We start from the raw sequence: 24426 nt of genomic DNA, 5'->3' as shown, positions 1-24426 counted from the left end.
TCAAGGCTGTGGAGACGTCACATCGGCCCGCCGTGCGGGTGATCTGCCTGGATGCCGCCCAGCGCCTGCTCCTGCTCCGCTGGCGTGATCCGTTCGACGGTGTGATGCTCTGGGAGCCGCCTGGCGGCGGTATCGAACCCGGTGAGACACCGCTGATCGCGGCCCGGCGGGAACTGGCGGAGGAGACCGGCCTGGACCCCGCTGCGGTCCGCGACCGGTCCGTGTCGGCCCCACGTGACATTCGGTGGAACGGGAAGCGGTATGCCGGGCCGGAGGATTTCTTCGTGGCCCATTTCGCCGCGGAACGGCCGACGTTGAGTCCGGCCGGCCTCCTCCCCGACGAGCAGGCCAATTTCGACGGACACGCCTGGATCAAGTGGTCCGACCTGAACACGCTGCCGGATCGGATCGAGCCGCCGTCCTTGCTGTCCGTTCTCGCCACCCTGGTACCGGACGGTCCTTGGCACGGCCTGACGCGTTGAGCGCGCCACGCTTCAGGGACGACGGGGCCCTGTGAGAGCGGCTTCGACGCGGCTCGGCTTGAAGATGACCGCGGCCCAGGCCGGCCACCTCACCACTGTCGACGAACTTGCAGATCGCCCGGCTCCAGCCCACACCGACACCTCCCCGTCCGACCATGCCAGGTGCCCGGCGAAGCCGACGGCCACGGGCGGCTTCGCGCCCGGCCGGTGTCACCGGCAGGTCTTCTTCACAACTGCCCCGGTGGCAGGTGGTGGTGTCCGAGCGTCAGGAGCGGCACGCTGTTTCCGTTGAAGTACCACAGCGCACTCGTGTACCAGAGGACGACCACCACGACGACCAGCGCGCCCCCCGCCAGTGGCAGGGCCCAGCCCGGCAGGCGCCGGCTCCGCACCAGCAGGACCTTGGCGGCGAAGGCCCCGTAGAAGAAGCAGCCCGCGATCGAGTGCACTGCCGCGCGCGAGCCGTTCAGCTGGACGCCGTACGCCTGGATGCAGTGCACCGTGATCGGGACCGTGAGGGCGAACAGGACCACACCGACGATCCGGTGGGTGAGCGGCACCGGGCCCGGCACCTGGCGTACCCCGGGCAGCCGGCCGTACATCCACAGCGCCAGCAGCAGCTGGAGGACCGCCAGCGCCAGGACGCCGGTGGCGAGCTGGGCCTTGAGCCGCACGGCATCGATGTCCGCCTGGCCGAACAGTGTCGCCGTGTAGTCCGGCGTGTTCGCCCGGCCGATCAGGAAGACGGCGACGAAGACCGCGGCGGCAGCCGCGAACGCCAGTGCGAGGGCGAGCCCGGCTTCCGGGCGGCGCAGAGCGGGCCGGTCGTGCGACATGGTGCTCCTCGTCTCGCAACCCTGAGTGTTTGCGGTTTGCCATCCCTTGTACTCGCCCGGTGCGGCAGATGACGGCCGACGCGGCCGTAGCGAGCTCGACTCCTCGTCGGCGTTCCGGGCCTCAGCAGACCGAGCGGTAGGGCAGGTCGGGCACGTTCTGCTCCCACTGCGCGGGGGTGAGGTCCCAGCCGACCCGCTCGCACAGCGCCCGCGCCACGGTCGTCGGTTCGAGGTCGAAGACACGGTGCGGGTGCTTCGAGGACGAGACGTGCAGCCGCCCCCGGGAGTCGAAGGCGAGGGCACGCAGCAGTCCGGCGGACCCGCGCAGCGGATCGCCGAGCCGCCGCCGGGCGGGTACGTCCCACAGCTGGACCCGGCTGTCGCCGACGATCGCGGCCAGGGTCTTGCCGTCGCGCGAGAACCGCAGCCCCGCCACCCGCCCGCCGAAGTCGTCGCCGCGCGTGGCCGCCGTACTCGACAGGCCTCCCAGGCGGCGGCGTCCGTCACCGTCCCACAGCGTGACCGTGCCCTGCAGGAGGCTCACCGCCAGCACCGAGCCGTCGTCGCTGAACTCCAGGTCCTGGATGACACCGGGGCCGAGGACACCGCGCTCGACGGCCCGGGTGGCGAGGTCCACGCGCTCCCCCGCGGAGGTGACCAGGAGGGAGCCGTCGGGGCTGATCGCCAGGTTGGCCGCGCCTGCGCCGGCGATCTCGTACTCCTGGCGGCCGGACCTGATGTCCCACATCTGCAGGACGTGGGTGACGGGGCCGGACCCCTCCTGCTCGGTGACCGCGACGGCCAGCCGGGTGCCGTCGGGGGTGAACGCGAACCCGCTGATGAAGATGACGGGTTCGGGCAGGGTGAGCTCCGTGCGCAGCCGGTTCTCGCGGGTGTCCCACACCGTCACCCGCTGCTTGCGGTCCTCGTGCCAGGAGGCCGTGGCGAGGAGCCCCCCATCGCGGGAGTAGGCGGACGAACCGTCGTCGTCCTCGTCGTACGCGTCCGGGATGGACGGCATGACCGGGTGGTGCGGCAGCCTGCGTTCCCGGCCGTCGGCGGTGCTCCACAGCCGGAAGCGGTCCTCCGCGTCGCTGTCCGTGGCTCCCACGGTCGCGAGTGTTGCCGCGTCCGGGGCGAAGACCGCCTCGGGGACGTTCGCCTTGGCGGCCGCGTCCTGGAGTCCGTACGTCAGGTCCAGCGAACGGACCTGACGGTCCCTGGCCACGTACCGCAGCAGCCGGCTGTCCGCGTCGAAGGCGACGGACAGGTTCATGGCCCGGCCGTCCGTGTCCAGCCGGGGATAGCCGAGCAGGACGGACGAGGTCGAGGTCCCGCTGTCGGACCACACCTTCAGCTGGGTTCCGGTGATCTCCACGGCGAGCGCACCGTCCGGGCTGAGGGCCGCCACCGAATCCGCGCCGAACTCGCGTACGGCGGTGCGCGAGGACACGTCCCACAGGGTGGAGGTGCGGCCGCTTCCGGTGTGGATCAGGCGCTTGCCGTCCGCGCTGAAGGCCAGGCTCTGGCCGGTTTCACAGGTGATCGTGGGATAAGGGGACTCCCGGCGCAGTTCGACCGTCCGCCCGGTGGCCGTCGAGTACAGCTGCACGGGGCGGCCCGGCGGGCAGTGGGCATAGGTCGCGCCGTCCGGGGACAGGGCGACGGTGCTGCTCACCGGTGTGCGCAGCGCCGTCCGGCCGGAGCGGCCTTCGACGAGGACCACCTCGTCGGGAGTGGTGGTGCCGATCGCGGCCCAGGCGGCCTCCCGGGCCATCGCGAGGACCTTGGGCGTCGGGCTGTCCGGCAGGAGCAGCGGGCCGGCCTTGCCGGTCCTGAGGTCGATCAGCTGGACCCCGTGGCTCATCGGCTGCGCGGCGAAGGTCCCCGCGGGGTCCACGGCGGCCGGCAGGTCGGGGGTGCCCGCGGGAAGATCGGCGCGGCCCGTGCGCTTGCCGCTGACCACGTCCCAGATCTCCACGCTCGTCTGGGCGTCGAGTACGGCCAGGGTCCGGCCGTCGAGCAGGAAGTCCGCGTGGTCGTCGTAGTAGCCGGTCGAGACCTGGGCGAGGTTGTTGGCGACGCCCCGCTCGTCCTGGCCCAGGGATCCGTACAGGGCGGCCCGCGCGTCGTCGACCGGGGCGATCCGCCAGGCCGCGACGCTCAGCAGGGCGGCCATTTCGGGGTCCGAGGTACGCAGGCTCTCGGCGATGGAGGCCATCGTACGGGCGGACGCCTGGCGGGCCCGTTCGTCGCTGACGCTCTTCTGCTGCCAGGCGACCAGGCCCGCCACGAGCGCGAGGGACAGCAGGGCCGCCGCTCCCGCGCGCAGCCGCCGGGTACGCCTTCGGCGCGCTGCGGCCGCCTGGCGGCACGCCTCCAGGAACGCGCCCTCCAGCCGGCTCGCGCGGTGCCAGCCCGGCGCCCCGGCCACGCAGGCGCGTGCCGCCTCGGGGGCGTTGCCGGCCGGGAGGTCCTCGGCCCGCCGGCCCTGCCCGTCCCAGTGCCCGGCGGCCGCGGTGAGCCAGCGCAGCAGGAGCAGGGCTTCGCGGTCGCGGTCCACCCAGTCGCGCAACCGCGGCCACGCACGCAGCAGGCCGAGGGAGGCGAGACGTGCGGCGTCGTCCTCCAGGACGAGAAGCCGGGCGACGGCAAGGGAGTCGAACGCGTCACGCAGCGCCCTGCGTTCCTCGTACGGGCGGCCGTCGAGCCATTCCGCCGTGGCGGCGGTGCGGAGGGTGTCCTCGGAGCCGTCGGCGGCGGCGCCAGGGACGATCAGGCGGAGCGTGATCTCCCGTACGGCCTGCCGGACCGGTTCCGGCAGGCGCTGGTACGTCGCCTCCGCGGCGGCGCCGAGGGCCGGCTCGGCGGCGTCGGCGGTGGCGTCGCGCAGGCGCCCGGCATTGTCCCGCCCGGCGGCGAGCAGGGCCGCACCGGCCGCGTCGGCCGGTCCGCCGAGCATCCTGAGCAGGATCCCGGTGGCGGTGGGGCGGTCGGCCGGGTCCTTGGCCAAGGCCTCACCGACCAGTTCGCGCAGCGCGGGCGGCAAAGGGGCGAGGTCCGGGTGGTGTTCGGTGACCCGTACGACGATCTCGCCGATGTTCTCGCCGCGGAAGGGATCGCGTCCGGTGGCCGCGAACAGCATCACCGCTCCCCAGGCGAAGACGTCGGCGGCGCCGTCGGCGCGGCGCCCAGTGAGCACCTCGGGGGCCATGTAGCCCGGTGTGCCCATCAGGTGTCCGGTATCGGTGAGCGACATGTCCGCGGTGCGGGCGATGCCGAAGTCGATGACGCGGGGGCCGTCGGGGCCGAGGAGGATGTTGTCCGGTTTGAGGTCGCGGTGGACGACACCCGCGCGGTGGATGGCGGCCAGGGCGGTGGCGGCCCCGGTGGCCAGCCGTACCAGCGCGTCGCCGGTGAGCGGGCCCGAGTCGCGGACGGCTTTGCGCAGATCCCGGCCGGGGACGAACTCGCTGACGATTTAGGGTCGTTCGCCGTCGGTTCCGCTCTCCAGGACCCGTGCGGTGCAGAAGGACTCCACGCGCTGGGCGGCGAGCACCTCCTTGGCGAACCGGCCCGCGATGTCGGGGCGGGCGACGAGTTCCGGGCGCAGCACCTTGACGGCGACGCGCTGCCCGGCCTCGTCGTAGCCCTCGTACACCGTTCCTTGGCCACCCGCGCCGAGCCGCGCGGCGAGCCAGTACCCGGCGATCCGTTCCGGATCCTCGTCGGTGAGCAACTCGGCCATTCTTCCCCCTGGTTCAGCGTCCCCCGGTGCGCGCGCGGAGGGTACCAAGCGGTGCGGCGACCGGGTAGGGGCCCGTGGTCCAGATGCGGGGACAGAAGGTTCGAGCCTTACGTCGCCCTGTGGGCGCAGCGCGGTCGGGCTGCGTCGGTCGGCGTCAGCGGCCGATGACCTTGTCCGCGCAGTCCGGCTGCGGTCCCAACTGCTTCAGTTCCGCGAGGAGTTCACTCTGACCGGTCAGGAGCTCGGTCAGGATGCGGCGTGCCGCGCGCAGGAGGTCGGCCACGTCGCCGCCGGCGAGGGCGTAGCTGACGGTCGCTCCGTCGCGGATGGAAACGACGATGCCGGACCGGCGCAGGACCGCCAACTGCTGGGAGAGGTTCGATGCCTCGACGTCGATCGCGGCCAGGAGGTCGCGTACGGGTACGGGGCCGTTCTGCAGGAGTTCCAGGACGCGGATGCGGACGGGGTGTCCGAGCATGCGGAAGAACTCGGCCTTCGCCTGGTAGAGGGGGACCTGCATTCCCATGAGTGCTCCTGCTGTTGCTTCAAACCTTGCTTGGGGGCGCGGGGCTTCCAGTCGGCCGACCACCCATACATTCGTACGGACGGGCCCACGCACGCCCGGGGATTACCTGTTTCAGATGTGCCGGATTGAAGAATTCTTCAACTCATGGGCATGCGTGGGCGCGAAAGTGCAGGACTCAGAGCTCCAGAGCAGCCTCGATGCGCTTGAGCTGGTGACGGGCCATGGCCAGGTTGGATTGGGTCTTGTCCAGTACGACGTACAGGAACAGCCCGCCGTGGCCCCGGCCCTTGAGCAGCCGGATCAGGTGGTACTGGCCGCCGAGGGTGATCAGGACGTCCTCGATCTCGTCCTTGAGGCCCAGCATCTCCATCGTGCGGACCTTCGCCCGGATCACGTCCGTGTTGCCCGCGGCGGCGACCGTGAGGTCAAGATCCTTGCCACCGCCGAGGGTCCCCAGCGCCATACCGCTGGTGTAGTCCACCAACGCGGCTCCCATCGCACCCTCGATCGACGTCATCGTCTCCTTCAAAGAGACCTCAACGTTCGCCATCGGTATTCGCTCCCTTGCCTTCTACGGACTCCGCCCGGTGCTCCGTGCCTGCCGACACCGGACTGCTTGTGACCCCGACGCTACCGAGCGTGCGTGGCGCCGTACGGGGAACGGGAGATTGCGTGGAATGTGCGCATGGCCCCCTGCTGTCCCACGCGTACCGGCTCGCACGGCTGCACCCCGGGTACTCCCGTGGAAGTACCCGGGGTGCAGCCGGCCGTACGACGACCGGAGGGGGATTTGCGAGGAGTCTCGGGGTGAGACGAAACGTCCGTGCTTCCGAGGAGATGAATCGAGATGGACACCTTCACCACCCTCGCCTACGACGGGCCCGGCCCGTGGATCCTGTTCCTTCCGCTGATCTGGGCGGCGGTCGTCGTCGGTGTCGTCACCGTGCTGCGCCGTACCGTCTGGCGCGGGCGCCGCGGGGCGGCGGCGTACGGTGAGCGGTCGCCGATCGCCATCCTGGGGCGGCGCTTCGCCGCCGGGGAGATCGACGAGGACGAGTACTGGCGGCGGCTGTCCGTCCTGGACGAGCAGTTCGGCCGGTCCCTCAAGAACGGTGCTGCGTGACTGCGCCGAAGCCCGCCGCAAGACGGTCCAGGGTCGTGCGCATCCCGGCGCGGTTGACTGCGATGCGCCGGTCCGGGCCGGTGCCGGCGAACACCGCGCCGAGCAGCGTGGTCAGGCGGGAGCCCCGGCCCGTGCGCAGGTCCTGCCACGTCTCCGTGACGCGCGTGCGCTCGCCCTCCGGTTCGAACCGGTAGCCCCAACGCGCGATCGGCAGCCCGAAGATGCCGACGTCGAAGGTGAACTCACCGGTTCCGTCCGGCGCCTGCGCCGGCGTGCGCAGGGCCGTGATCCGACCCACCGTGAACCAGACGAACGGCCCTCTCCGGTTGAGCCCGACGAAGCGGCTGCCGGGGCGGTCCGGCGGCCGGGGCACCCAGACGCGGCGGCATTCCGGGCTCCAACGGCCCATGTTCCGCAGGTCGGACACCACCCGGTGGACGTCCTCGGGGGCCGCGTCCACCACGATGCGCTCCTCCAGGCTCCACCGGCGCCCGCTCATGGTGCCCCTCCCTGTGATCGTCCCCGTTCCACGCCTGGAGTCTAAGGGCCGTCCCGTAATCCCCGGCGGGCGCGCGACCACCGGGGATTACGGGACAGCCCTTAGGCAACGAGGAGGGCCTCGGCGACGGCGGTGCGGGCGTAGAGCACGGAGCGCCCGGCCCGGTGGGCACTGACCAGGCCCGCTGCGCGCAGCGCGGTCAGGTACTGGGACACTCCGGCGGCCGAGAGCCCCGTACGGCGGGCCAGTTCGGTGGTGGAGGCCGGGGTTTCCAGTTCGCTCAGCAGCCGGGTGCGGGAGCGGCCCAGCACGGCGGCCAGGGCCTCGGTCCTGCCGGCGGGCCGGGGTTCCCACAGGGAGCCGGTGCCGCGCGCCGGATAGGCGAGTTGCGGTGGTTCCGGGGGCGTCACCCGGGTGAAGGGGACCGGTTCGATGAAGACCGAGGGGATCAGCAGCAGCCCGGCACCCGCCGTTCCGCGGGACAGGGGCCGATGCCGGCGGGACAGCCGGAGCGCGTTGTCGCCCCAGCTCACCGAGGGGTGGAGGTCGTTGAAGAGGCGGCCGGCGCCGTGCTCGGCGGCCTGCCGGGCCCGGTGGAAGACATCGGCGTCGAGTACCGCGCGGATCCGTGCCCAGTAGGGCGCCAGGGCCAGCTCCCAGTAGGTCCCGATCTCTTCCGCGACCCGGACCAGGCGGGCCCGCGGGTCGGCGTACAGGGTCCGCGTGCGCGGGCCGAGGCGTCCCTGTTCCTGTCGCAGGCGGTCGAGTTCCCGGCGGACCCGGGAGTCGGGTGTGGCCTGGATCCTGGCCAGCTCCTCCGTCAGGGAAGGAGCCGGACCGGTGGGCGCCGGGTTGAGGAAGTCGGGTACGTACCCCGAGGGCGGGATCAGTTCGGCCAGCCAGCCCCGGTCGAGGCCGGCGGCCGCCAGCCGTGGCCTCACCTGCTCGGTCCAGGGCCGGTGTACGGGGGACGTGGCCCCGGAGGCCAGCAGCCGGTAGCTGGGCCCGACCTCCCACATCGGCGAGACGGCGAACCGCATCTGCGCGAGATCGCTCACGGAGAACGCCAGTTCCGCCAGCACGGCCACTCCAAGGATTCGGTCATGCCTTAATCAATGGCCTGGCAGCCTACCGGGTGGGGATCATCCGGGGCATGACCTCACAGACGATGACGGCGGACGCCGCGGGCACCTGGAACCTCGGCGACCTGAAGATCAACCGGATCGGCTTCGGCGCGATGCGTCTGACGCAGACCGGCGAGGCGTTCGCGGACGACGCCCTTCCCCGGGACCGCGGCCAGGCGATCGGCGTACTGCGCCGGGCGGTCGAACTCGGGGTGAACCACATCGACACCGCCGCGTTCTACTTCTCGCCGCTGCGCTCCGCCAACGAGCTGATCAACACGGCGCTGGCCCCCTATCCGGAGGACCTCGTGATCACCACCAAGGTCGGTCCGGGCCGGGACCCGTCCGGCGCCTGGCGCGAACACGCCACCCCGGAGCTGCTGCGCGGCCAGGTCGAGGAGAACCTGCGCCAGCTCGGCCGCGACCACCTCGACGTGGTGAACCTGCGCATCGTCGGGACCGATTCCATCGCCGAGCGCTTCGGCGCGCTGGCCGAGCTCCGCGACGCGGGCCTCATCCGCCACCTCGGCATCTCCAACGTCACTCCCGAGCACCTCGCCGAGGCCCGGGCCATCGCGCCGGTGGTCTGCGTGCAGAACATGTACGGGATCGGGGTGCGGCCCGAGCACGACGGGTTCGTGCGCACCTGCGGTGAGCAGGGCATCGCGTTCGTCCCCTTCTACTCCATCGCGGGGACCGGTCGGCAGGCGGGCGCGAACGGAGCCGAGCACGAGGAGGTGCGTGCCGTCGCCCGGGCCCACGGCGCGAGCCCGGCGCAGGTACGGCTGGCGTGGACGCTCCGGCGGGGACCGCACGTACTGGCCATTCCCGGCACGGGCGACCCGGATCACCTGGACGCGAACGTGGCCGCCGGGTCCCTGCGCCTGTCGGAGGAGGATCTCGCCGTCCTGGAGGCGGTGCACCACAGCTGACGGCGCGTCGTGCCGGTGGGGCGTTGCGGGGGGGGGCAGCCACCACCCCCGTAGCTCACACCTCGGTCTCGGAGGTCGCTCCCCCGCCCGGGGGAGGGAGATCGTTCCGGCGGCCGACGCCACCCTGTTCCGGCCGGTGCGACGTTCAGAACATGACCAATGCCGAATGGACGATGAAGGCGCCCTGGAGGGCCTGGTGGCAGCGATGGCCGCGCCGGGTGGCCCGGGCAACGATGCTGTGGGGGGTGCTGTACGCCTGCTTCGGCCTGGCGTGCGCGCTGAGCGGGACCCCCTTGCTCCACCACGGTGGTGGCTCAGGGACCCCCGGGCTGGGTTGGGCGGTCGTGACGCTGGGTGCGCTGGGGACGTCGGCCGCAGGAGCGGTGGTGCGGTATGGATTGCTGCCACCGTTGCGGGTGCTGCTCCTGGTGCTGTGCGGGCTGGCAGGGATCAGCGCGTTCGGCCTGCTGATGGATGTGATCACGCTGATGCTCGGTCAGGGGGTGGACAGCCGGGCCTCCGCTGCGAACAGGGCCCTCGCGGCGGTCGGGGCGGTCCTGCTCGCGGCGACGGCCCGGTCCGGCCGACTGCCCGCCGGTCCTGCCGTACGCGCGCCGTCCGCTGCGCCGCAGCGCCTCCGACTCGCCGCCTGGGCAGGGACGCTGGCCTTTGTCCCGTACGCGGCGATGAAGCTGGTCTGGGCGTCCGGCGGGACGTTCGCGGGGATCACCGGTGAGGAGATGCTCGCGGTCTCGGAGCGGAACGGCGCCTCGGGGATCTTCCTCACGCTGGAGTCCTGGGGCCTGGACCCCACCGCGCTGCTGGCCGCGCTCGGCGTTTTCCTGCTCTGGGGCCTGGTCCGTCCGTGGGGGCAGGTCTTCCCGCGCTGGACGCTGTTCCTGCGCGGCCGGCGGGTGCCGCGCTGGCTCCCGCTCGCCCCGGCTCTGCTCGGTGCTGCCACGCTCGCCCCGTACGGCGTTCTGGGGGTCGGATACCTCGTCCTGGCCACGGCCGGGGTGGTGACGATGCGGCGCGGCGACTTCCACTCCTCGGGCGACGCGCTGCTGGTCGGCTGGATCGGGATGGCCGCCTTCGCCGTTTACGGCATCGCCCTGACCGTCGCGGCGCGCTCGTACTGGCTCCGGACGCGTCCCGCCCGCCGGACGGGTGCCGACACGGAATGACCGTCCGCGGCCGGCGCAATCCCGGCCGGCCGGCCACCGGCTCGCCGTGTGCGTCCGCGATGCCGACGCTGCCGCTCTACCACGCCCCGGCGGGTCCCTCCGGTACCTCGCCCGTCTGGTACCCGGCATCCGCCAGCAGGTTCTCGGTCACCCGTACGCCGGTGAGGCGCTCGGTCAGCGCGCGTACCGCGGCCTTCCTGTCGACGTCGGGGCCTTCGTCACCCGACTCGGGCCGGTTCTCGTACCCGAACAGGATCTCCGTGTGCTCATGGATCAGTTCGCGGACCCCCTCACACGTCCCCCGTGGCTCGGCCCCCGCCACTTGCGAGCAGCTCCGCAGGAGACAGTCCCCGCACCAGCGTCAGCGTGTACCCGCCCTCCAGCCCGTACGCGAACAGGGACGAGGAACGTATCCAGCCGTAGTCGGCCGCAGTGGCCGAGGTCGTGCAGCGCATCCTGCCACCGCCCACCGGCACCGGCGATCAATTCCCGGTCCCCGCCGAAGCAGGTGCGTTGGCAGAGGCGAGGGTGACGTGGGCGGTCCATGACCAGAGCTCCTGGGGCGGATCCCAGCTCACCTCGACGTCGGTGTCGTGGACGTCGCGCGCGAGTTCCGTCACCATCAGCGCCGCCGCGTCCCGCGCGTCCTGTGGGCCGGTGCCGATCGGCACGTCCAGGCGACCGCAGAGCATTCCCGGGTCCACGGTGAGGACGCTGATGCGCCAGCCCTCCGGCGTGGCCAGCAGGACGATCCCCTTCGGAATGCCGAAGGCGGCCCGCTTCTTCTTCTCCTTCTTGCGTCTCACCATGCCGCCATCCAACAGCGTCCTGTTCATGGTGGTGAGTCCGGGTGGGACCGGGCCGTGCCGCCGCCGCCACCCTGCACCGCCTCGCCCCGGGCAGGCGGCAGCAGGTCGGACACCGCTCGGCCTGCAACGCCCGTCAGGGGAGGTCGTCGGTCGGCGGGTCGGCCTCGTACACGTGGGGGGTGTCCCACTCCCAGTCCAGCAGCTCGGCGCCGCCGAGGACCACGTCGTCGGGGTCCGGCATGCCGGCCCGGCGCAGGAATTCGATGACGTCCTCGTCCGAGCGGGCCAGGCCCAGGGACTCCTCTCCGTTCGAGGTCCGCAGGGTCACCTGCCGGCCCCCCGACGGGAAGATCCGGTGTACGACGACGGGTGCATGACGCATACCCCCAGCCTGGCCCCGTCGGCCCGGCCCGGCACCTCAGGGGGTGCGGCCGGCCGTGGCGGCACGGTCGGCGCGCGTGGGGATGCGGAACGTGGAGGGGTCGGGGTAGGTGGCCTTCTCGGCCTGTACGACTTCCTCGATCGCGGTCTTGAAGGCGGGCTCGAAGAAGTCGACGGCCAGCAGCAGCCGCAGTCCCTCCAGGGTCGGATCGAGCAGCGGTCGGCCCATGCGGGCACCGCCGCCCGAGATGCCGGGGAAACCGGCCCGGGCGGTCTCCGGTCTCTCTCCCGCACGCGCATCGAGGCCGGCGGCCGCGTAGCCGGCGATCAGCGCGAGTTCGGCGAGGTACTTGCGGGCCCCGAGGGCCATCTCCTCGGCTCCCTGCAGCGTCTGGACCGAGCCGCCCGCCACTTTGAAGTCGTCGCTGATCCTCTTGAGGCCGCGCGCCTCGTAGACGGCGCGCGCCTCCTCGAAGAGCCGCCCCGCCTCGTCGACCGCCTTCATCGCCGTCACCAGCTGGTCGATGTCGATCTCGCGCTTCACGTTGCCTCCTGGTCCGGAACTGTGCTGCACCGACCGTAGGAGGCAAAGCCACCGGTGCGGAACACCCGTGCGCGGACCGTTATCGGTGCACTCCGCGCCGTCCGGGACCCCTCCCCCGGCACCCGCGTCAACTCACCACGCGGTCTTGCGACTTGCAGCCGAGGTCCCAACAATGCACATGACAACCGGAGGATCTTCGGTCGCATTGTCATCAGAGGGGAACCCCCACATGAACAAGCCTCTCACCGGCGCCTTACTCTCCCTGCTCCTGCTGGGAGCGGCGGTCACCCCCGCCGTGGCCGCGCCCACCGCACCCACCGCACCCATCACCACCCCACCCATCGCCTCCGAAGCCACCGCCGTCGCGGTCAACTTCGCGGGCACCGTGGCCCTCAGCAACTGTTCCGGATCCGTCGTCCGCGCGCCCGGCTCCCAGCCGAACGACCTCGCGCTGGTCCTGTCCAACGGGCACTGCCTGGAGTCGGGCTTCCCGGCGGCCGGCGAGGTCGTCAAGGACCGCCCGTCCAGCCGCTCGTTCTCGCTGCTCAACTCGGCCGGATCGAAGGTCGGCACGCTCCGCGCGAGCAAGATCGCGTACGCGACGATGACCGACACCGACATCTCGATCTACCAGCTGACCCGGACCTACGCCCAGATCCAGAGCCAGTACGGCATCACCGCGCTGACACTCGACGGCGCACGCCCGGCCCAGGGCTCGGCGATCAAGGTGGTCTCGGGCTACTGGAAGCGGATCTACAGCTGCAACGTGGACGGCTTCGCCTACCGCCTCAAGGAGGGCGCCTGGACCTGGAAGGACTCGGTCCGCTACACCTCCGCCTGCAACACCATCGGCGGCACCTCCGGGTCACCGGTGGTCGACACGGCGACCGGCAAGGTCGTCGCCGTCAACAACACCGGGAACGAGGACGGCGCCCGCTGCACGGACAACAACCCGTGCGAGGTCGACCAGAACGGCAACGTGACGGTCCGCCAGGGCATCAACTACGCGCAGCAGACGTACATCGTCGTCCCCTGCATAGCGCCCGGAAACAAGATCGATCTGAACCGCCCCGGCTGCGTGCTCCCCAAGCCGTAATCCCGCGCGCGTCCCCGCCCGACCCGAAAAGCCCCACGGCCGGGCCCCGGGCGGGGATACTCGGAGGCGTGGAACTGCACATCGATCACCGCTGGCTGCTGGAGCGGCAGGAGGCGCTGTTCAAGGACGTGGCGGTGGCCGACCACTCCGCCCTGGTAGCCGCCGTGGCCCGGCACCGGGTGAACACGCCCAGTCTGGAAGTGGACGACCCCGACGCCTACTGGCGGGCGGCCGCCCTGCTCGACGCGATCGTGCTGCTCCGGCCGCTCCCCGACTCCAACGAGTACTTCGCCTACGGGGTCGCCGTCGCGTACATCGAGGCCTCCGGCAAGGCGGTGGACGCCACCTACGAGCAGTGGCGCGACCTCATCACCGACATCCGCATGCTGCGCGCCACCGTCTTCGACGTGGCCGCCCGGCTCCGCTCCTGGCAGCCGACCCAGGCGGGGTAGGGCCCCGCGGTCAGCGCCTGCGCTGGGCGGGGGTGCCGACGAGGAGCGCGTCGGACACGAGGCGTGCGCCGCGGGCGAGCCGTCCCAGCTGCTCCAGCTCGACGGCGTACATCCTGATCGAGTTCTCGATGACCGACTCGGCGATGCCCATGGTGGGCAGCTCGGCGCGGCTGGTCTGCAGGGCCGCCCGCACCGCGCGCATCTCGTGCTGCAGCTGGAGCTGGACGTGCCGGGCCAGGAGCGCGTGGTGGCGGGTGAGCGTCAGGTAGCCGCCGTAGCGGGCCGGGAGCAGATCCCGCAGCCAGCGCGTGGCCGTGCGCTCCCAGTCGTGCGTACCGGGTGCCTTGACCTGCATGGGCCAGTCAGGGCTGAGGGTAAACGTGGCCGTCTGAGGCATTCTCGTCACTTCCGAGTGGTGTCGAACTCTGATCGAGACGTTCTGGGGGGCGGCCTCGGCCCAGGGGTTGACCGAGGCCGCCATGGGCGCTCTGCGGGGATCCAAAGCCTGGACCCGACACGCGGTCGCGACCTGAGGAGGTTCGTCGTACCGCGAGTACGTTCGGGAGGACATGGGGGTCCTCCTTGGCATCTGGTGGATCCGGAGCGCCGTCGTCAGTAAACATATATACCGTCGAGTAAGCAAGAGTATGAAAAATTTCATGCACCTTGAGGGCTGAATATCGCCTGGTGAACCGAGCCGGAACGGGCTACAGGAAGAAGCCGTGCTGGTCGGCCACGTGCTCGTAGCTCTCCAGACGGGCCTGGGTCCGCTCCGGGTCCGCGTCGGCCATCGCCTGCAGCAGGGCGGCGGACAGCATTCCGGGCGCCGCGTACGAGTCGAAAACCAGCCGGGATCCGGTCCCCGCCGTCAGGGCCACGTCCGCCTCGTCCACCATCGGCCCCAGCGTGGGGTCCGTGATCAGGACCACACGCAGCCCCGTACTGCGGGCGGCGCGAATGGCGGCCAGGGTCTCCTTGGCGTGCCGCGGCATGGCGAAGGCGAGCACCCAGGTCCCGCCGGCCGCCCTGGACTGCAGCAGCGCGTCGTAGGCGACGCTGCCGCCGCGGGTCACCAGGCGCACGTCGGGGTGGATGCGCCGGGCCGCGTACGCGAAGTACTCCGCGAGCGAGACCGAGATGCGCAGGCCCAGGATGGTCAGCGGCACCGAGGCGGCCAGCTCGCGGCCGATGTCCAGCACCTGGTCGGTGTCGGCGAGCAGCCTGCGCACGTTCTCCAGGTTCTCGATCTCGGCGTCGACGGCTTCCTGCAGCTCGTTGCGGCGGATCTGCGCGCGGGGGTCCGGGGCGCCGGCGACGGCGCTGAGCGCGATCGGCTGCAGCACGTCACGCAGGGCGGGGTAGCCGCTGAAGCCGAGGGAGGCGGCGAAGCGGGTCACGGAGGGCTGGCTCACGCCCACCCGCTCGGCCAGTTCGGTGATCGAGAGGAACGCGGCCTCGGTGAGGTGGTCGATCAGGTACTGGGCGATGCGGCGCTGGCCCGGTGACAGGCGGCGTCCGTCGAAGAGCGCGAGGAGCCGGTCGGCCGGAGGACGGACCTCTTCGGACGACTGCCCCCCTGGTGTGATCGCAGCCGCTTGTGCGCGTGCCTGCTGCCCCGATGACACTCGAGGGCCTCCCTAACTCATGTCACTCGCGCTCCAACATAGCTCACCCCCTGTGGCCGGTGATGATCAGTCCTGGGCGCGCGAGGTCACGGGGGCGTCGGTGCGGTCGCCCAGGAACTCGTACCAGCGGCGCTGCAGGCACAGGTAGCGGGTGTCGGCCTCGACGAGGTCGAGGAAGGAGCCGATCGTACTGGTGAGGCGCTCGCCGAGGCCCGGGTCGGTGAGGGCGCCGTCCTCGGTGAACGCCTGGTGCGCGCCCGCCAGGCTGAACATGTCCGGGTAGACGCGCGCGCCGAGGTGTTCCAGCGGTACGCGCAGGGCCCAGAGCCCGCGGTTGCCGCCGACCATCGAGGGCGAGGCCGACACCAGCAGGGTCTGCTTGTCCTTGAAGGGCTGCGGGCGGTAGCGGGAGACCCAGTCGATGGCGTTCTTGAGCACGCCCGGTACGGAGGCGTTGTACTCGGGGGAGGCGATGATCAGCGCCTGCGCGGCCTCGATCCGCGCGCACAGGGCCAGGGCTCCTTCGGGCAGTCCCTCGTCGGCCTCCGCGTCGCCGTCGTACGGGGGCATCGGGAAGTCGCCGAGCGTGGCGGCCTCTGCGGTGGCGCCGGCCCGGGACACCAGGTCGGCGACCAGGGAGCCGAGGCGGACGTTGACCGATCCGGTGCGGGAGGAACCGGACAGGACGAGCACGTGCAGGGAGGTACGGGCGGGCCCGCCGTCGTGCGGACGGCCCGGATCCGCCGGGAAGTGGTCGGTGTCGGTCGGGTTCATGCCGTCTCCTCCTGCTCTCTTGCGATCGGCCACACGCGGCGGGACCCGCACACTTCGGTGTGCGGGTCCCGTCCGGGCCGCGGGTCACTTCGCGCCGGGGTTCTCCCAGCGGTAGAACTCGTGGGCCATGGCGTCCTTCGGACTGCGCCAGGTGTCCGGGTTGTGCGGGCTGATGTAGGCGGTCAGCCGGTCGCTGAGGTCCCGGAACTCCGGGTGCTCGGTGACCTTCGCGATGGCCGGGCCGGGCGGCCGGTCCGACTCGATCAGGTGCAAGTAGACGTCGCCGAACTGGAACAGGCTGCGGCGCGTGACCCCTACGAGGTGCGGGAGTTCACCCGCGTCCGAGCCGGCGAAGAGGTCGGCGATGTCCGGCGCCGATCCCGGCGCCATCCGGGCGACGATGAGAGCGCGGTGCGTCTGGTTCATCCGGGTGCCTGCCTTTCGTCTCAGACTCGGCTGACGGCGGGGGCACGGCCCTCGCGCTGGCGCTTCTCGATCTTGTCCCGGATGAGCGCCATCTGGATCGGGGAGTTGCGGTTGATGTTGTCGGTCATCCACGCGTCGTCGACGGGGGCGTCCGGCTTCATCGCGAAGTCCTGGGTCCACTTCATCCGGGTGCCACCGGGCACCTTGAAGTACTGCCAGTGGATGTCCATGTGCGCGAACGGGCCGGTCTCCACCCGTCGGGCACGGACCGTGAGGCCCTTGCGGTCGACGGTCCGCTCCGAGACCCAGCTCCACACCTTGCCGTTCTCGTCGGGGTGCATGGTCAGGCGGAAGCGGGTGGTGTCGCCCTTCTCCTCGATGATTTCGAGGGAGGCGTACTCGCTGAACAGCTGCGGCCAGCTGGGGAGATCGTTGGTCATCTCCCATACGACGTCCACGGGCGCGTTGACGGTGATCTCGTTCTCGGTGTGTCCTGTCATGTCAGGCTCCGGTCATCAGACTGTGGTTGACGAGGTCGAGGAATTCCCCGGGGGTCTTGCAGCGGTCGGCGTGGGTGGGCAGCGCCCGCCCCCGCCGGTTCTCCAGTTCGCCGACGATCCCGAGCAGGCCCAGCGAATCGAGGCCGTACTCGTCGAACGCGGAGTGCGGGCGGCTCGCCAGCTCGGCGGGATCGACGGTGATGCCGGCCTTCTTCATGAGGGCCGCCAGTTCCTCCGGGGTCAGCCGGTCGGACATCTTGGTTCTCCCTTCTTCCTACGAGCCCTTGCGGACGACGAGCGCGGAGTTCGACCCCATCCGGCCGCGGCTGAGCACCAGCGCGGTGCGCAGCTCCGCCGTACGGGCGCTGCCGGTCACCACGTCGAGGTCGTGGCACACGTCGTAGACGTTCGGGGTCGGCGGGACGATGCCGTGCTCCAGGGCCAGGGCAGCGGCCGCGGTGTCGAGGGCCGGCGCCGCGCAGTACGCCCTGCCGGTACCGGACTTGGGCGCCGTGACCGGCACCTTCCGCCCGTACGCGCCGAGGGCGTCGGCGATGGCGGCCGCCTCGGCCGCGTCGGCCTCCGGGGTCCCGATGGCGTCGGCGAAGACCACGTCGATCTCCTCGGGCGCGCAGCCGGCTTCCCGCAGGGCGCCGCGGATGGCGTGGGCCAGCCCCTCGCCGGACGTGTCCCGTCGCCGGGTGCCGGTGAAGGTCGCGGCGTGGCCGGCCAGGACCGCCCGTACGGTGGCGCCGCGGCGGCGGGCCTCGTCCTCGTCCTCGACGACGAACATCGCGCCGCCCTCGGCGGGGACGAATCCGCAGGCTTTGTCGGTGAAGGGCCGGTAGGCGCGCTCGGGGTCCTCCCCCGTGCTCAGCCCCTCGTACTCCAGCTGGCAGACGATGGAGTACGGCGCCAGTGGTGCCTCCGTCGCCCCGACCAGCATGGCCCGGCTGCCCTGGCGGATCCCGCGGACGGCGTGCGCGAACGCGTCCAGTCCGCCCGCCTCGTCGCTGGCCACGACCCCGCAAGGGCCCTTCAGTCCGCGCCGGATGGAGATCTGGCCGGTGCTCGCCGCGTAGAACCAGGCGATCGACTGGTAGGGGCCCACGAAGCGCGGCCCCTGCTCCCAGAGGTGCTGGAGCTCACGCTGGCCGAACTCGCCGCCGCCGGATCCGGCGGCGGTGACGACGCCCACGGAGAAGGGGTCGCCCTCGTAGTCGGCCCGGCCGAGCCGGGCGTCCTCCAGGGCGAGGTCGGCCGCGGCGAGGGCGTGGTGGGTGAAGCGGTCGGTCTGGACGAGGAAGCGGTCCTCGACCATGGCGCCGGGGTCGAAACCCCGGACCTCGCCCGCGACGCGCAGCGGCAGGTGCTCGCAGCCCGCCCTGGTGACCCGGTCCAGCACGCTGAGTCCGGACTGGGTCGCCTTCCAGAAGGCGTCGGCGCCCACGCCGTTGGGCGCGACGACTCCGATGCCCGTGATGACCGTACGGCTGGTCACGAGACCTCCTCCTTCGGCCGGGTCATGACCACGGCGGACTGGAATCCGCCGAAGCCGCTGCCCACCGAGAGCACGCTGCGCAGCTTCCGGCCGCGCGCGACGCGGGGTACGTAGTCCAGGTCGCACTCGGGGTCGGGCGTCTCGTAGTTCGCCGTCGGCGGTACCACCTGGTGGGTCATGGCGAGTACGCAGGCCGCCAGTTCGATGGCGCCGATCGCGCCGAGGGAGTGCCCCACCATGGATTTGATGGAGGTCATCGGCGTCTTGTAGGCGTGGTCGCCCAGGACCCGCTTGACCGCTGCGGTCTCGTGGCGGTCGTTCTGCTTGGTGCCGGAGCCGTGCGCGTTGACGTAGTCGATCTCGTCGGCGGCGACGCCGGCTTCGGCGAGGGCGGTTTCGATGGCCCGGGCCATCTCCAGGCCCTCGGCGGTCAGCCCGGTCATGTGGTGGGCGTTGCCGAAGGTGGCGTAGCCGCCGATCTCGCAGTAGACGGTCGCACCGCGGGCGCGGGCGTGTTCCAGCTCTTCGAGTACGAGGACGGCTCCGCCTTCGCCGAGGACGAACCCGTCCCGGTCGGCGTCGAACGGCCGGGAGGCGTGGGCCGGGTCGTCGTTGTTCGGCGAGGTCGCCTTGATGGCGTCGAAGCAGGCCACGGTGATCGGCGATATGGGTGAGTCGGAGGCGCCCGCGATGCAGACGTCCATCCGGCCCTCCGCGATGGAGTGCACGGCGTACCCGATGGCGTCGAGTCCCGAGGTGCAGCCGGTGGAGACCGTCTGGACCGGGCCCCGCGCACCCGTCTGCTCCGCGACGGCGGAGGCGAGGGTGGCGGGGGTGAACGCCCGGTGCAGGAACGGGCCGGCCCGCTTGTGGTCCACGTCCCACCAGGATCCGGACTGGCTGACGGCCACGTAGTCGTGCTCCAGCCGGGTGGTGCCGCCGACGGCCGTGCCGAGGGAGACTCCGGTCCGCCAGGCCTCGTCCGTGGTGAGGTCGAGGCCCGCGTCCTTCACCGCCTCCCGGGCGGCCACCAGGGCGAACTGGATGTAGCGGTCGGCCCGGTCCGCCTCGCCGGGTTCGAGGCCGTGAGCGGTGGGGTCGAAGTCGACCTCGGCGGCTATCCGGGAGCGGAACCCGGCCGGGTCGAAGAGGCTGATCCCGCGTGTCGCCGTACGGCCGTTGGAGAGCAGGTCCCAGAAGTCGCGGACGCCGATCCCGCCGGGCGCGACGACGCCGACTCCGGTGACGGCCACCCGCCGGCGGGTCACGAGACCGCTCCCGTACGGTCCGGGGGCTGCTCCCACGCGGTGCCCTCCGGGTGAGGGGCCTGCTCGGTGTCCACGTGACCGAGCTCGGGGCGCGGGGCCAGCGGGCCGAGGTGGAAGACCATGCGGGCCTCGGTGTCCCCCACGTTCCGGAAGCGGTGGCGCGTGTTGAGCGGAACCAGGAGTCCCTGGTCGGTGCGCAGCGGGTGGGCCTCGCCGTCGAGGTCGACCTCCAGCCGGCCGCTGACCACGTACACGAACTCCTCGGAGTACGGGTGGTAGTGCTCCGCGATCGACTCCCCGGGGGCCATGATCGCCAGGCCCATGAAGCCGCTGGTGGAACCCACGGACGTCGGGGTGAGCACCGCCCTCAGGTCTCCGCCGCGCCGGCGGTTGGGGGGCGTCTCGCTGAGGTCCACGATGCGTGGGCGCTGTTGGGTCATGGCGGGTTCCTCCTGCGTGTGGGGAGAGCCTGGTGCGGACGGGTCGGGATCGGGGGTGGAGCGGATGGAGTGGAACGGGGGGTGGGCCGGGGGGGGCCGGGGAGGGCCGGGGAGGATCAGGAATCCGCAGGTGCCCGGCGGTCCGTGATCAGGTTCATGGTGTGGCCGGCGGTACGGACCCGCCTGCCGGCCCGGGCCGTCAGGCGGTCGAGCACCGCCGCCTTGCGCGGTCCCGAGACACCGAAGGTGGTGTCGGGCTCGGCGTCGAAGGGGCCGCGGACGTCGATGAGCCGGACGACGATGTCGTCACGCTGGAAGATGCTGCTGCTCCGAACGGGGCTGGCCGGGTGGTGTGCGGCCGCCTCGTCCTGCCGGGCCAGGAACTTGGCGAGCGCGGCGCCGCAGCCGGGCTTGGCCGGGTAGAAGAGCGCGTGCCGCTGGACCTCGGCGGACTCGGGCTCGGGTGCGGCGATGTGGTGGACCGCCGGGAGCGCCGCGCGCATGAAGAACATGCGCGCGGACTCCGGGTCGTTCAGGTTCCGGTCCTGTTCGAGGTAGGGGTTGATGGCCTCCTCGACGGCGCGCACCTCGGGCTGCTCGGAGACGTGCCGCAGGGCCGCCATCAGATCGCCCTGGACCTCCACCGTCCGTACGACCCGGTTGCCGTGCATGAACAGGGACGTGCGGCACAGGCGGGTGTGGTCGTCGACCCGGGCCGCCGGGGAGGCGTAGCTGGAGAGGATGGACGCGACGTCCTTCTCGCTCCCCGGCTTGACGGTGAAGGTGAGGGCGTGGCGCACGATGCCGGCACCCAGCCGGGGGGTCTTCTGCAGCCGCGCCGTGGCCGGGCGGGACTCCTGGCCGTAGCCGCGTCCGGTCTCCCGCAGGACGGTGAACTTGAGCGGGCGCATGGCACGGGCGCACGCGCCGAGCGGCTTCACCTGTTCGGCGTGGTGCTCGCTGTTGACCCATGCGAGGTACTGCGGGGCACTTTCCCACTCACTGGTGATGAGCCATTGGGAGGGATTCTCGAAGGACTGGCACAGCTGGTCGCTGATGTGGCCCGGAACCGACGCGATGTCGTGGCGGAGCTGTTCGTACGCCTCGAAGAACTGCTGCTGGGTCCCCTCGTGGAGATCCATCAGCAGGACGACCCGGAGCATGGAGCCGTCGAAGGCTGACTGCGACACCCGTTCGGACAGGGTGGTTGTCATCTACTCACTCCTTCATGAGGGGGTGGAGATCCATCGCGTACGGACCCCTCGTCCGTCACCGGTGGCGTCCGCCCGGGCCGGCGGCCGCCTCTGGTGGGGAACGGCAGGCCGGCGCGTCTCAGGGGGAGCCGCTGTCGCTCATCGTCATCCGGGTGGGGACGTACCGCTACATGTCCGGATCAAGCGGGTGACAACCGGCGAATCAACTGGGCCTCATCCCGGATCGGGGGCATAAAGAGTCCACTCCCCCACACAGAAAACAGGAGCCCGCAGCTGATGGAAGACAACGCCGATGTTCGCGTACCGGTTCTCGTCGTGGGCGGCTCCCTCGTGGGCCTGTCCACCTCGCTTTTCCTGAGCCGCCACGGAGTGAGGCACCTGCTGGTCGAGAAGCACTCCGGCACCTCCGCACACCCGCGGGGCCGTGGCATCAACGCCCGGACGATGGAGCTGTTCCGCACGGCAGGGGCGGAGCGCGCGATCCGCCGGGCGGCGTCCGTACTGGAGGGAAATCAGGGCATTCTGCAGGCCCGGTCGCTGACCGACGGCGACCACAACTGGCTGGTCAAGTCGATCGATCCGGCCGGGGCGCTGGCCCGGTTCAGTCCGACCGGCTGGTGTCTGTGCAGCCAGAACAACATCGAGCCGGTCCTGGCCGAACAGAGTCGCGGCATGGGCGCGGACGTGCGGTTCTCCACCGAGCTGATGAGTTTCGACCAGGACGCCACAGGGGTGAACGCCGTGGTGAAGGACCGGGAGACGGGCGAGCACATCACCGTGCGCGCCGACTTCCTGATCGCCGCGGACGGGCCGCGCAGTCCCGTCAGGGAGCAGCTGCGGATCCCCCAGACGGGTAACGGCGAGCTGTTCCACAACGTGAGCGTCACCTTCCGCTCGGAGAAGCTCGTCGAGGTGCTGGGCGACCTGCGCTTCATCGTCTGCTACCTGATCCGCCCGGGGGCGGACGGGGCACTGCTGCCGGTGGACAACAAGACGCAGTGGGTCTTCCACGCCCCGTGGCACCCGGAGCAGGGCGAGACCCTGGAGGACTTCACCGACGAGCGCTGCGTGGATCAGATCCGCGACGCGATCGGCGTACCCGACCTGGACGTGCAGATCGGCGGCAAGGCCCCGTGGCACGCGGCCGAACGGGTGGCGCAGCGGTATTCGTCCGGTCGGGTGTTCCTGGCCGGGGACGCGGCCCACGAGATGTCCCCCACGGGGGCGTTCGGCTCCAACACGGGCATCCAGGACGCGCACAACCTGGCGTGGAAGATCGCCGCGGTACTGGACGGCTCGGCCGGCATCGGACTGCTCGACACCTACGAGGCCGAGCGGCTGCCGGTGGCCAGGGCCACCAGCGAGCGGGCGTCGGCCCGTTCGGCGGAACACAGCCACCCGGGGTACGCGCCGCCGCCCACCATGGGCGGCGGGCCGGGCAGCGGGGTCCTCACCACCGCCATGGGCTACTGCTACCCGAAGGGCGCGCTCGTGGGCGGCGAGCCCGGACGGCCCGTCATCCCGGAGACCCTGCGGCTGGTCGGCGACACCGGGACCCGGGCCCCGCACATGTGGGTGACCCGGTCGGGTGAGCGGATCTCCACCCTGGACCTCTACGAGCACTCCTTCGTGCTGCTCAGCGGTGCGGGAACGCCGTGGCAGGCGGCCGCGAAGCAGGTCGCCGGGCAACTGCGGGTGCGGCTGGACGCTTACACGATCGGCTCCGGGCCGGGTGCGGACCTGGTCCAGGAGGGGCGCTCCGACTGGACCGAGGTACACGCGATGAGCGCCGAGGGCGCCGTGCTCGTACGGCCGGACGGGTTCGTGGCCTGGCGCTCGGAGGGAGCCGTGGCCGATGCCCCGGCGACGCTGCGCGAGGTCCTCTCGACGGTGCTGCGCCGGGCGTGACCACCTCGTCCCCGCTTCCGCCGGCCGTGCGTGCGGCCGGCGGAAGCGGTTCAGCGGCAGGCCCAGCAACCTGCCCAGCAGCCGGCGGCCGGTACGGCGGTTCGCCGGCGGCCGGGCCCGGCACCTCCGGCCGTGTCGCCGCCGCCGGAGGTCCGTTGGGCGTAACACGCGACGACGACCGCGATCGCGGCCAGTTCCTCGGGGGCGGCGACGCCCCTCTCCACACGCAGCAGGCTCGCTATCGGGACATCCTTCGACATCGGCACGGCCTCTCTCACGGGGGCTGCGCGTGCGCCCGGTCGCTTCGCGAGGGGCGGACCGGCTCGGCTCCGGCGCGGGCGGCACACGGGTGGCTCGGTGCGCCGACGGGACGTGTTCCGCGTGAGCGAACCGGCCTGCGGACTCCGGTGGGATCACCTGGAATCCTGTCGCGACCGACGCTACAAGAGCGTGCCGTGCGCGGCACTCCGGACCGGCCGTGGTGACCGGCCACCGGCCGCTGCTGTGCCGGGGCTGCGCCGGCAACCTGTACGCCGTCTGCACCGTGGACCACTCGGGCGGGAAGGCGGGCGGGAACGCGGTCGGGCAGTGGGAGGTCGACCACGAGATGCCCGTGCCGTGCCCGCTGTCCGGCCTGCTGCCGCTGACCGGGACGGCGGCCTCCGTCCATGACCTGCCCGGCGCCGAAGAGGTGCTCGGCCCGCCGGTGTGACGTACGGCGGGTTGGTCCGTACGGGTGAGCGCCCTGCCGCCGCCGGCCGTCGACCGGCGGCGGTTCGGAACCCCGGCCGGCGGTCGGCGTGGCGTCGACCGGGGCCCCTGGCGTTCACTGATTGAACTCGCCCTGCTCCCAAATGCTTTGCCGGTTCAATCTCTTGACGGCCCGTGAGGGTGCGGAGGACAGTGTCCAGCGGCGCGGGGGGGGGGCGCGCGCAACCCCCCCCCCCCCCCCACCCCAACCCCCCCCCCCCCCCACCCCCCCCCCCAGCCCCGGCCCCCCCCCCCCACAAAAACCGCACGAACCCGCCCCCCGG

At 71.8% G+C, this 24426-nt stretch carries 31 protein-coding genes; 8 read left to right on the top strand and 23 right to left on the bottom strand.

Translation table 11 applies throughout. The features are described 5' to 3' along the window. Positions 1-8: 8 nt before the first annotated feature. Positions 9-482: an NUDIX hydrolase gene (locus tag ACFY0D_RS26870; protein WP_390800619.1), complete on the top strand. Its 474-nt coding sequence runs from the start codon at positions 9-11 to the stop codon at positions 480-482. Between the two features lie 227 nt (positions 483-709). On the opposite strand, the gene ACFY0D_RS26865 is transcribed toward ACFY0D_RS26870, so the two are convergent. From ACFY0D_RS26865 to ACFY0D_RS26845, 5 genes are all read right to left on the bottom strand, one after another. Beyond that, complete coding sequence (locus ACFY0D_RS26865; RefSeq protein ID WP_390800618.1) at positions 710-1318, bottom strand: DUF6529 family protein; 609 nt, start codon at positions 1316-1318, stop codon at positions 710-712. A 121-nt stretch (positions 1319-1439) separates the two neighbouring features. Continuing rightward, positions 1440-4799, bottom strand: a complete 3360-nt coding sequence (locus ACFY0D_RS26860; RefSeq protein ID WP_390800754.1) for a protein kinase — start codon at positions 4797-4799, stop codon at positions 1440-1442. Beyond that, positions 4800-5066 carry a hypothetical protein gene (locus ACFY0D_RS26855; protein ID WP_390800617.1) on the bottom strand — a complete coding sequence of 89 codons (267 nt, stop codon included), beginning with the start codon at positions 5064-5066 and terminating at the stop codon, positions 4800-4802. Positions 5067-5220: 154 nt separating this feature from the next. Beyond that, the gene (locus ACFY0D_RS26850; protein ID WP_390800753.1) at positions 5221-5586 is read right to left on the bottom strand and encodes an ArsR/SmtB family transcription factor; all 366 of its coding nucleotides are present in this window, start codon (positions 5584-5586) and stop codon (positions 5221-5223) included. A 181-nt stretch (positions 5587-5767) separates the two neighbouring features. Continuing rightward, the gene (locus ACFY0D_RS26845) at positions 5768-6142 is read right to left on the bottom strand and encodes a hypothetical protein (RefSeq protein WP_150255496.1); all 375 of its coding nucleotides are present in this window, start codon (positions 6140-6142) and stop codon (positions 5768-5770) included. 297 nt (positions 6143-6439) lie between these two features. Between ACFY0D_RS26845 and ACFY0D_RS26840 the strand changes: the two genes are divergently transcribed. Continuing rightward, complete coding sequence (locus ACFY0D_RS26840; protein WP_390800616.1) at positions 6440-6715, top strand: SHOCT domain-containing protein; 276 nt, start codon at positions 6440-6442, stop codon at positions 6713-6715. Here the strand turns inward: ACFY0D_RS26840 and ACFY0D_RS26835 are convergent. Further along, positions 6696-7214 (bottom strand): SRPBCC family protein, encoded by a 519-nt coding sequence (locus ACFY0D_RS26835; protein ID WP_390800615.1) that lies wholly within the window; start codon positions 7212-7214, stop codon positions 6696-6698. The genes ACFY0D_RS26840 and ACFY0D_RS26835 overlap by 20 nt on opposite strands. Positions 7215-7315: 101 nt before the next feature. Next, entirely contained in the window at positions 7316-8296 is a 981-nt protein-coding gene (locus tag ACFY0D_RS26830; RefSeq protein ID WP_390800614.1) for an ArsR family transcriptional regulator, read from the bottom strand. A 71-nt stretch (positions 8297-8367) separates the two neighbouring features. Here ACFY0D_RS26830 and ACFY0D_RS26825 point away from each other — a divergent pair, with 71 nt between their 5' ends. Then, a complete protein-coding gene (locus ACFY0D_RS26825) occupies positions 8368-9270 on the top strand; it encodes an oxidoreductase (RefSeq protein ID WP_390800613.1) in 903 nt (300 codons plus the stop codon). Positions 9271-9422: 152 nt separating this feature from the next. Then, complete coding sequence (locus ACFY0D_RS26820; RefSeq protein WP_390800612.1) at positions 9423-10454, top strand: hypothetical protein; 1032 nt, start codon at positions 9423-9425, stop codon at positions 10452-10454. Positions 10455-10530: 76 nt separating this feature from the next. Here the strand turns inward: ACFY0D_RS26820 and ACFY0D_RS26815 are convergent, their stop codons facing one another. The 5 genes from ACFY0D_RS26815 to ACFY0D_RS26795 all read right to left on the bottom strand — a co-directional run bounded on the left by ACFY0D_RS26815 (position 10531) and on the right by ACFY0D_RS26795 (position 12188). Next, complete coding sequence (locus ACFY0D_RS26815) at positions 10531-10776, bottom strand: DUF6461 domain-containing protein (RefSeq protein WP_390800611.1); 246 nt, start codon at positions 10774-10776, stop codon at positions 10531-10533. Continuing rightward, positions 10745-10909 (bottom strand): DUF6461 domain-containing protein, encoded by a 165-nt coding sequence (locus ACFY0D_RS26810; RefSeq protein ID WP_390800610.1) that lies wholly within the window; start codon positions 10907-10909, stop codon positions 10745-10747. Before ACFY0D_RS26810 ends, ACFY0D_RS26815 begins: the two co-directional genes overlap by 32 nt. Positions 10910-10936: 27 nt before the next feature. Beyond that, entirely contained in the window at positions 10937-11263 is a 327-nt protein-coding gene (locus tag ACFY0D_RS26805; RefSeq protein ID WP_390800609.1) for a hypothetical protein, read from the bottom strand. Positions 11264-11396: 133 nt separating this feature from the next. Continuing rightward, positions 11397-11645 carry a hypothetical protein gene (locus tag ACFY0D_RS26800; protein ID WP_390800608.1) on the bottom strand — a complete coding sequence of 83 codons (249 nt, stop codon included), beginning with the start codon at positions 11643-11645 and terminating at the stop codon, positions 11397-11399. A gap of 36 nt (positions 11646-11681) precedes the next feature. Beyond that, positions 11682-12188 (bottom strand): hypothetical protein, encoded by a 507-nt coding sequence (locus ACFY0D_RS26795; protein ID WP_390800607.1) that lies wholly within the window; start codon positions 12186-12188, stop codon positions 11682-11684. A 229-nt stretch (positions 12189-12417) separates the two neighbouring features. Between ACFY0D_RS26795 and ACFY0D_RS26790 the strand changes: the two genes are divergently transcribed. Both ACFY0D_RS26790 and ACFY0D_RS26785 read left to right on the top strand, forming a co-directional pair. Beyond that, positions 12418-13284 carry a serine protease gene (locus ACFY0D_RS26790; protein ID WP_390800606.1) on the top strand — a complete coding sequence of 289 codons (867 nt, stop codon included), beginning with the start codon at positions 12418-12420 and terminating at the stop codon, positions 13282-13284. A gap of 68 nt (positions 13285-13352) precedes the next feature. Then, positions 13353-13736 (top strand): toxin Doc, encoded by a 384-nt coding sequence (locus tag ACFY0D_RS26785; protein WP_390800605.1) that lies wholly within the window; start codon positions 13353-13355, stop codon positions 13734-13736. Between the two features lie 10 nt (positions 13737-13746). Here the strand turns inward: ACFY0D_RS26785 and ACFY0D_RS26780 are convergent, their stop codons facing one another. The 10 genes from ACFY0D_RS26780 to ACFY0D_RS26735 all read right to left on the bottom strand — a co-directional run bounded on the left by ACFY0D_RS26780 (position 13747) and on the right by ACFY0D_RS26735 (position 21484). Continuing rightward, positions 13747-14133, bottom strand: a complete 387-nt coding sequence (locus ACFY0D_RS26780; RefSeq protein WP_030725700.1) for a hypothetical protein — start codon at positions 14131-14133, stop codon at positions 13747-13749. A 310-nt stretch (positions 14134-14443) separates the two neighbouring features. Further along, positions 14444-15361, bottom strand: a complete 918-nt coding sequence (locus tag ACFY0D_RS26775) for a MurR/RpiR family transcriptional regulator (RefSeq protein WP_390800604.1) — start codon at positions 15359-15361, stop codon at positions 14444-14446. Positions 15362-15427: 66 nt separating this feature from the next. Continuing rightward, positions 15428-16060 (bottom strand): NADPH-dependent FMN reductase, encoded by a 633-nt coding sequence (locus ACFY0D_RS26770; protein ID WP_390800752.1) that lies wholly within the window; start codon positions 16058-16060, stop codon positions 15428-15430. A gap of 159 nt (positions 16061-16219) precedes the next feature. Continuing rightward, positions 16220-16561 (bottom strand): TcmI family type II polyketide cyclase, encoded by a 342-nt coding sequence (locus ACFY0D_RS26765; RefSeq protein WP_030384553.1) that lies wholly within the window; start codon positions 16559-16561, stop codon positions 16220-16222. Positions 16562-16581: 20 nt separating this feature from the next. Continuing rightward, positions 16582-17061 carry an SRPBCC family protein gene (locus ACFY0D_RS26760; protein WP_390800603.1) on the bottom strand — a complete coding sequence of 160 codons (480 nt, stop codon included), beginning with the start codon at positions 17059-17061 and terminating at the stop codon, positions 16582-16584. 1 nt (position 17062) lies between these two features. After that, a complete protein-coding gene (locus ACFY0D_RS26755) occupies positions 17063-17317 on the bottom strand; it encodes an acyl carrier protein (protein WP_301373333.1) in 255 nt (84 codons plus the stop codon). 18 nt (positions 17318-17335) lie between these two features. Next, entirely contained in the window at positions 17336-18562 is a 1227-nt protein-coding gene (locus tag ACFY0D_RS26750; RefSeq protein ID WP_390800602.1) for a beta-ketoacyl synthase N-terminal-like domain-containing protein, read from the bottom strand. After that, positions 18559-19830, bottom strand: a complete 1272-nt coding sequence (locus ACFY0D_RS26745; protein ID WP_390800601.1) for a beta-ketoacyl-[acyl-carrier-protein] synthase family protein — start codon at positions 19828-19830, stop codon at positions 18559-18561. Before ACFY0D_RS26745 ends, ACFY0D_RS26750 begins: the two co-directional genes overlap by 4 nt. Further along, complete coding sequence (locus ACFY0D_RS26740; protein WP_053629578.1) at positions 19827-20270, bottom strand: cupin domain-containing protein; 444 nt, start codon at positions 20268-20270, stop codon at positions 19827-19829. Before ACFY0D_RS26740 ends, ACFY0D_RS26745 begins: the two co-directional genes overlap by 4 nt. 116 nt (positions 20271-20386) lie before the next feature. Beyond that, positions 20387-21484 (bottom strand): SchA/CurD-like domain-containing protein, encoded by a 1098-nt coding sequence (locus tag ACFY0D_RS26735; RefSeq protein ID WP_390800600.1) that lies wholly within the window; start codon positions 21482-21484, stop codon positions 20387-20389. A gap of 276 nt (positions 21485-21760) precedes the next feature. Between ACFY0D_RS26735 and ACFY0D_RS26730 the strand changes: the two genes are divergently transcribed. Then, positions 21761-23392 (top strand): FAD-dependent oxidoreductase, encoded by a 1632-nt coding sequence (locus ACFY0D_RS26730; protein WP_390800599.1) that lies wholly within the window; start codon positions 21761-21763, stop codon positions 23390-23392. 50 nt (positions 23393-23442) lie between these two features. Here ACFY0D_RS26730 and ACFY0D_RS26725 read toward each other — a convergent pair whose 3' ends face one another. Beyond that, the gene (locus ACFY0D_RS26725; RefSeq protein WP_390800598.1) at positions 23443-23652 is read right to left on the bottom strand and encodes an acyl-CoA carboxylase epsilon subunit; all 210 of its coding nucleotides are present in this window, start codon (positions 23650-23652) and stop codon (positions 23443-23445) included. Positions 23653-23870: 218 nt separating this feature from the next. Between ACFY0D_RS26725 and ACFY0D_RS26720 the strand changes: the two genes are divergently transcribed. Continuing rightward, positions 23871-24104, top strand: a complete 234-nt coding sequence (locus tag ACFY0D_RS26720; protein WP_390800597.1) for a hypothetical protein — start codon at positions 23871-23873, stop codon at positions 24102-24104. The last annotated feature ends 322 nt before the right edge of the window (positions 24105-24426 follow it).

The sequence above is a fragment of the Streptomyces sp. NPDC001502 genome (assembly GCF_042894785.1).
In the GTDB taxonomy this organism is placed as follows: Bacteria; Actinomycetota; Actinomycetes; order Streptomycetales; family Streptomycetaceae; genus Streptomyces; species Streptomyces kutzneri.
This window is presented reverse-complemented; position numbering and strand designations above follow the sequence as displayed.

Bases quoted from the DNA above. Each gene is read 5' to 3' on its own strand.
- ACFY0D_RS26735 (WP_390800600.1), bottom strand. From the start codon at position 21,484: ATGACAACCACCCTGTCCGAACGGGTGTCGCAGTCAGCCTTCGACGGC.
- ACFY0D_RS26850 (WP_390800753.1), bottom strand. From the start codon at position 5,586: ATGCAGGTCCCCCTCTACCAGGCGAAGGCCGAGTTCTTCCGCATGCTC.
- ACFY0D_RS26845 (WP_150255496.1), bottom strand. From the start codon at position 6,142: ATGGCGAACGTTGAGGTCTCTTTGAAGGAGACGATGACGTCGATCGAG.
- ACFY0D_RS26855 (WP_390800617.1), bottom strand. From the start codon at position 5,066: ATGGCCGAGTTGCTCACCGACGAGGATCCGGAACGGATCGCCGGGTAC.
- ACFY0D_RS26780 (WP_030725700.1), bottom strand. From the start codon at position 14,133: ATGCCTCAGACGGCCACGTTTACCCTCAGCCCTGACTGGCCCATGCAG.
- ACFY0D_RS26760 (WP_390800603.1), bottom strand. From the start codon at position 17,061: ATGACAGGACACACCGAGAACGAGATCACCGTCAACGCGCCCGTGGAC.
- ACFY0D_RS26755 (WP_301373333.1), bottom strand. From the start codon at position 17,317: ATGTCCGACCGGCTGACCCCGGAGGAACTGGCGGCCCTCATGAAGAAG.
- ACFY0D_RS26820 (WP_390800612.1), top strand. From the start codon at position 9,423: ATGACCAATGCCGAATGGACGATGAAGGCGCCCTGGAGGGCCTGGTGG.
- ACFY0D_RS26810 (WP_390800610.1), bottom strand. From the start codon at position 10,909: ATGCGCTGCACGACCTCGGCCACTGCGGCCGACTACGGCTGGATACGT.
- ACFY0D_RS26805 (WP_390800609.1), bottom strand. From the start codon at position 11,263: ATGGTGAGACGCAAGAAGGAGAAGAAGAAGCGGGCCGCCTTCGGCATT.
- ACFY0D_RS26825 (WP_390800613.1), top strand. From the start codon at position 8,368: ATGACCTCACAGACGATGACGGCGGACGCCGCGGGCACCTGGAACCTC.
- ACFY0D_RS26840 (WP_390800616.1), top strand. From the start codon at position 6,440: ATGGACACCTTCACCACCCTCGCCTACGACGGGCCCGGCCCGTGGATC.
- ACFY0D_RS26725 (WP_390800598.1), bottom strand. From the start codon at position 23,652: ATGTCGAAGGATGTCCCGATAGCGAGCCTGCTGCGTGTGGAGAGGGGC.
- ACFY0D_RS26730 (WP_390800599.1), top strand. From the start codon at position 21,761: ATGGAAGACAACGCCGATGTTCGCGTACCGGTTCTCGTCGTGGGCGGC.
- ACFY0D_RS26800 (WP_390800608.1), bottom strand. From the start codon at position 11,645: ATGCGTCATGCACCCGTCGTCGTACACCGGATCTTCCCGTCGGGGGGC.
- ACFY0D_RS26765 (WP_030384553.1), bottom strand. From the start codon at position 16,561: ATGAACCAGACGCACCGCGCTCTCATCGTCGCCCGGATGGCGCCGGGA.
- ACFY0D_RS26790 (WP_390800606.1), top strand. From the start codon at position 12,418: ATGAACAAGCCTCTCACCGGCGCCTTACTCTCCCTGCTCCTGCTGGGA.
- ACFY0D_RS26835 (WP_390800615.1), bottom strand. From the start codon at position 7,214: ATGAGCGGGCGCCGGTGGAGCCTGGAGGAGCGCATCGTGGTGGACGCG.
- ACFY0D_RS26740 (WP_053629578.1), bottom strand. From the start codon at position 20,270: ATGACCCAACAGCGCCCACGCATCGTGGACCTCAGCGAGACGCCCCCC.
- ACFY0D_RS26865 (WP_390800618.1), bottom strand. From the start codon at position 1,318: ATGTCGCACGACCGGCCCGCTCTGCGCCGCCCGGAAGCCGGGCTCGCC.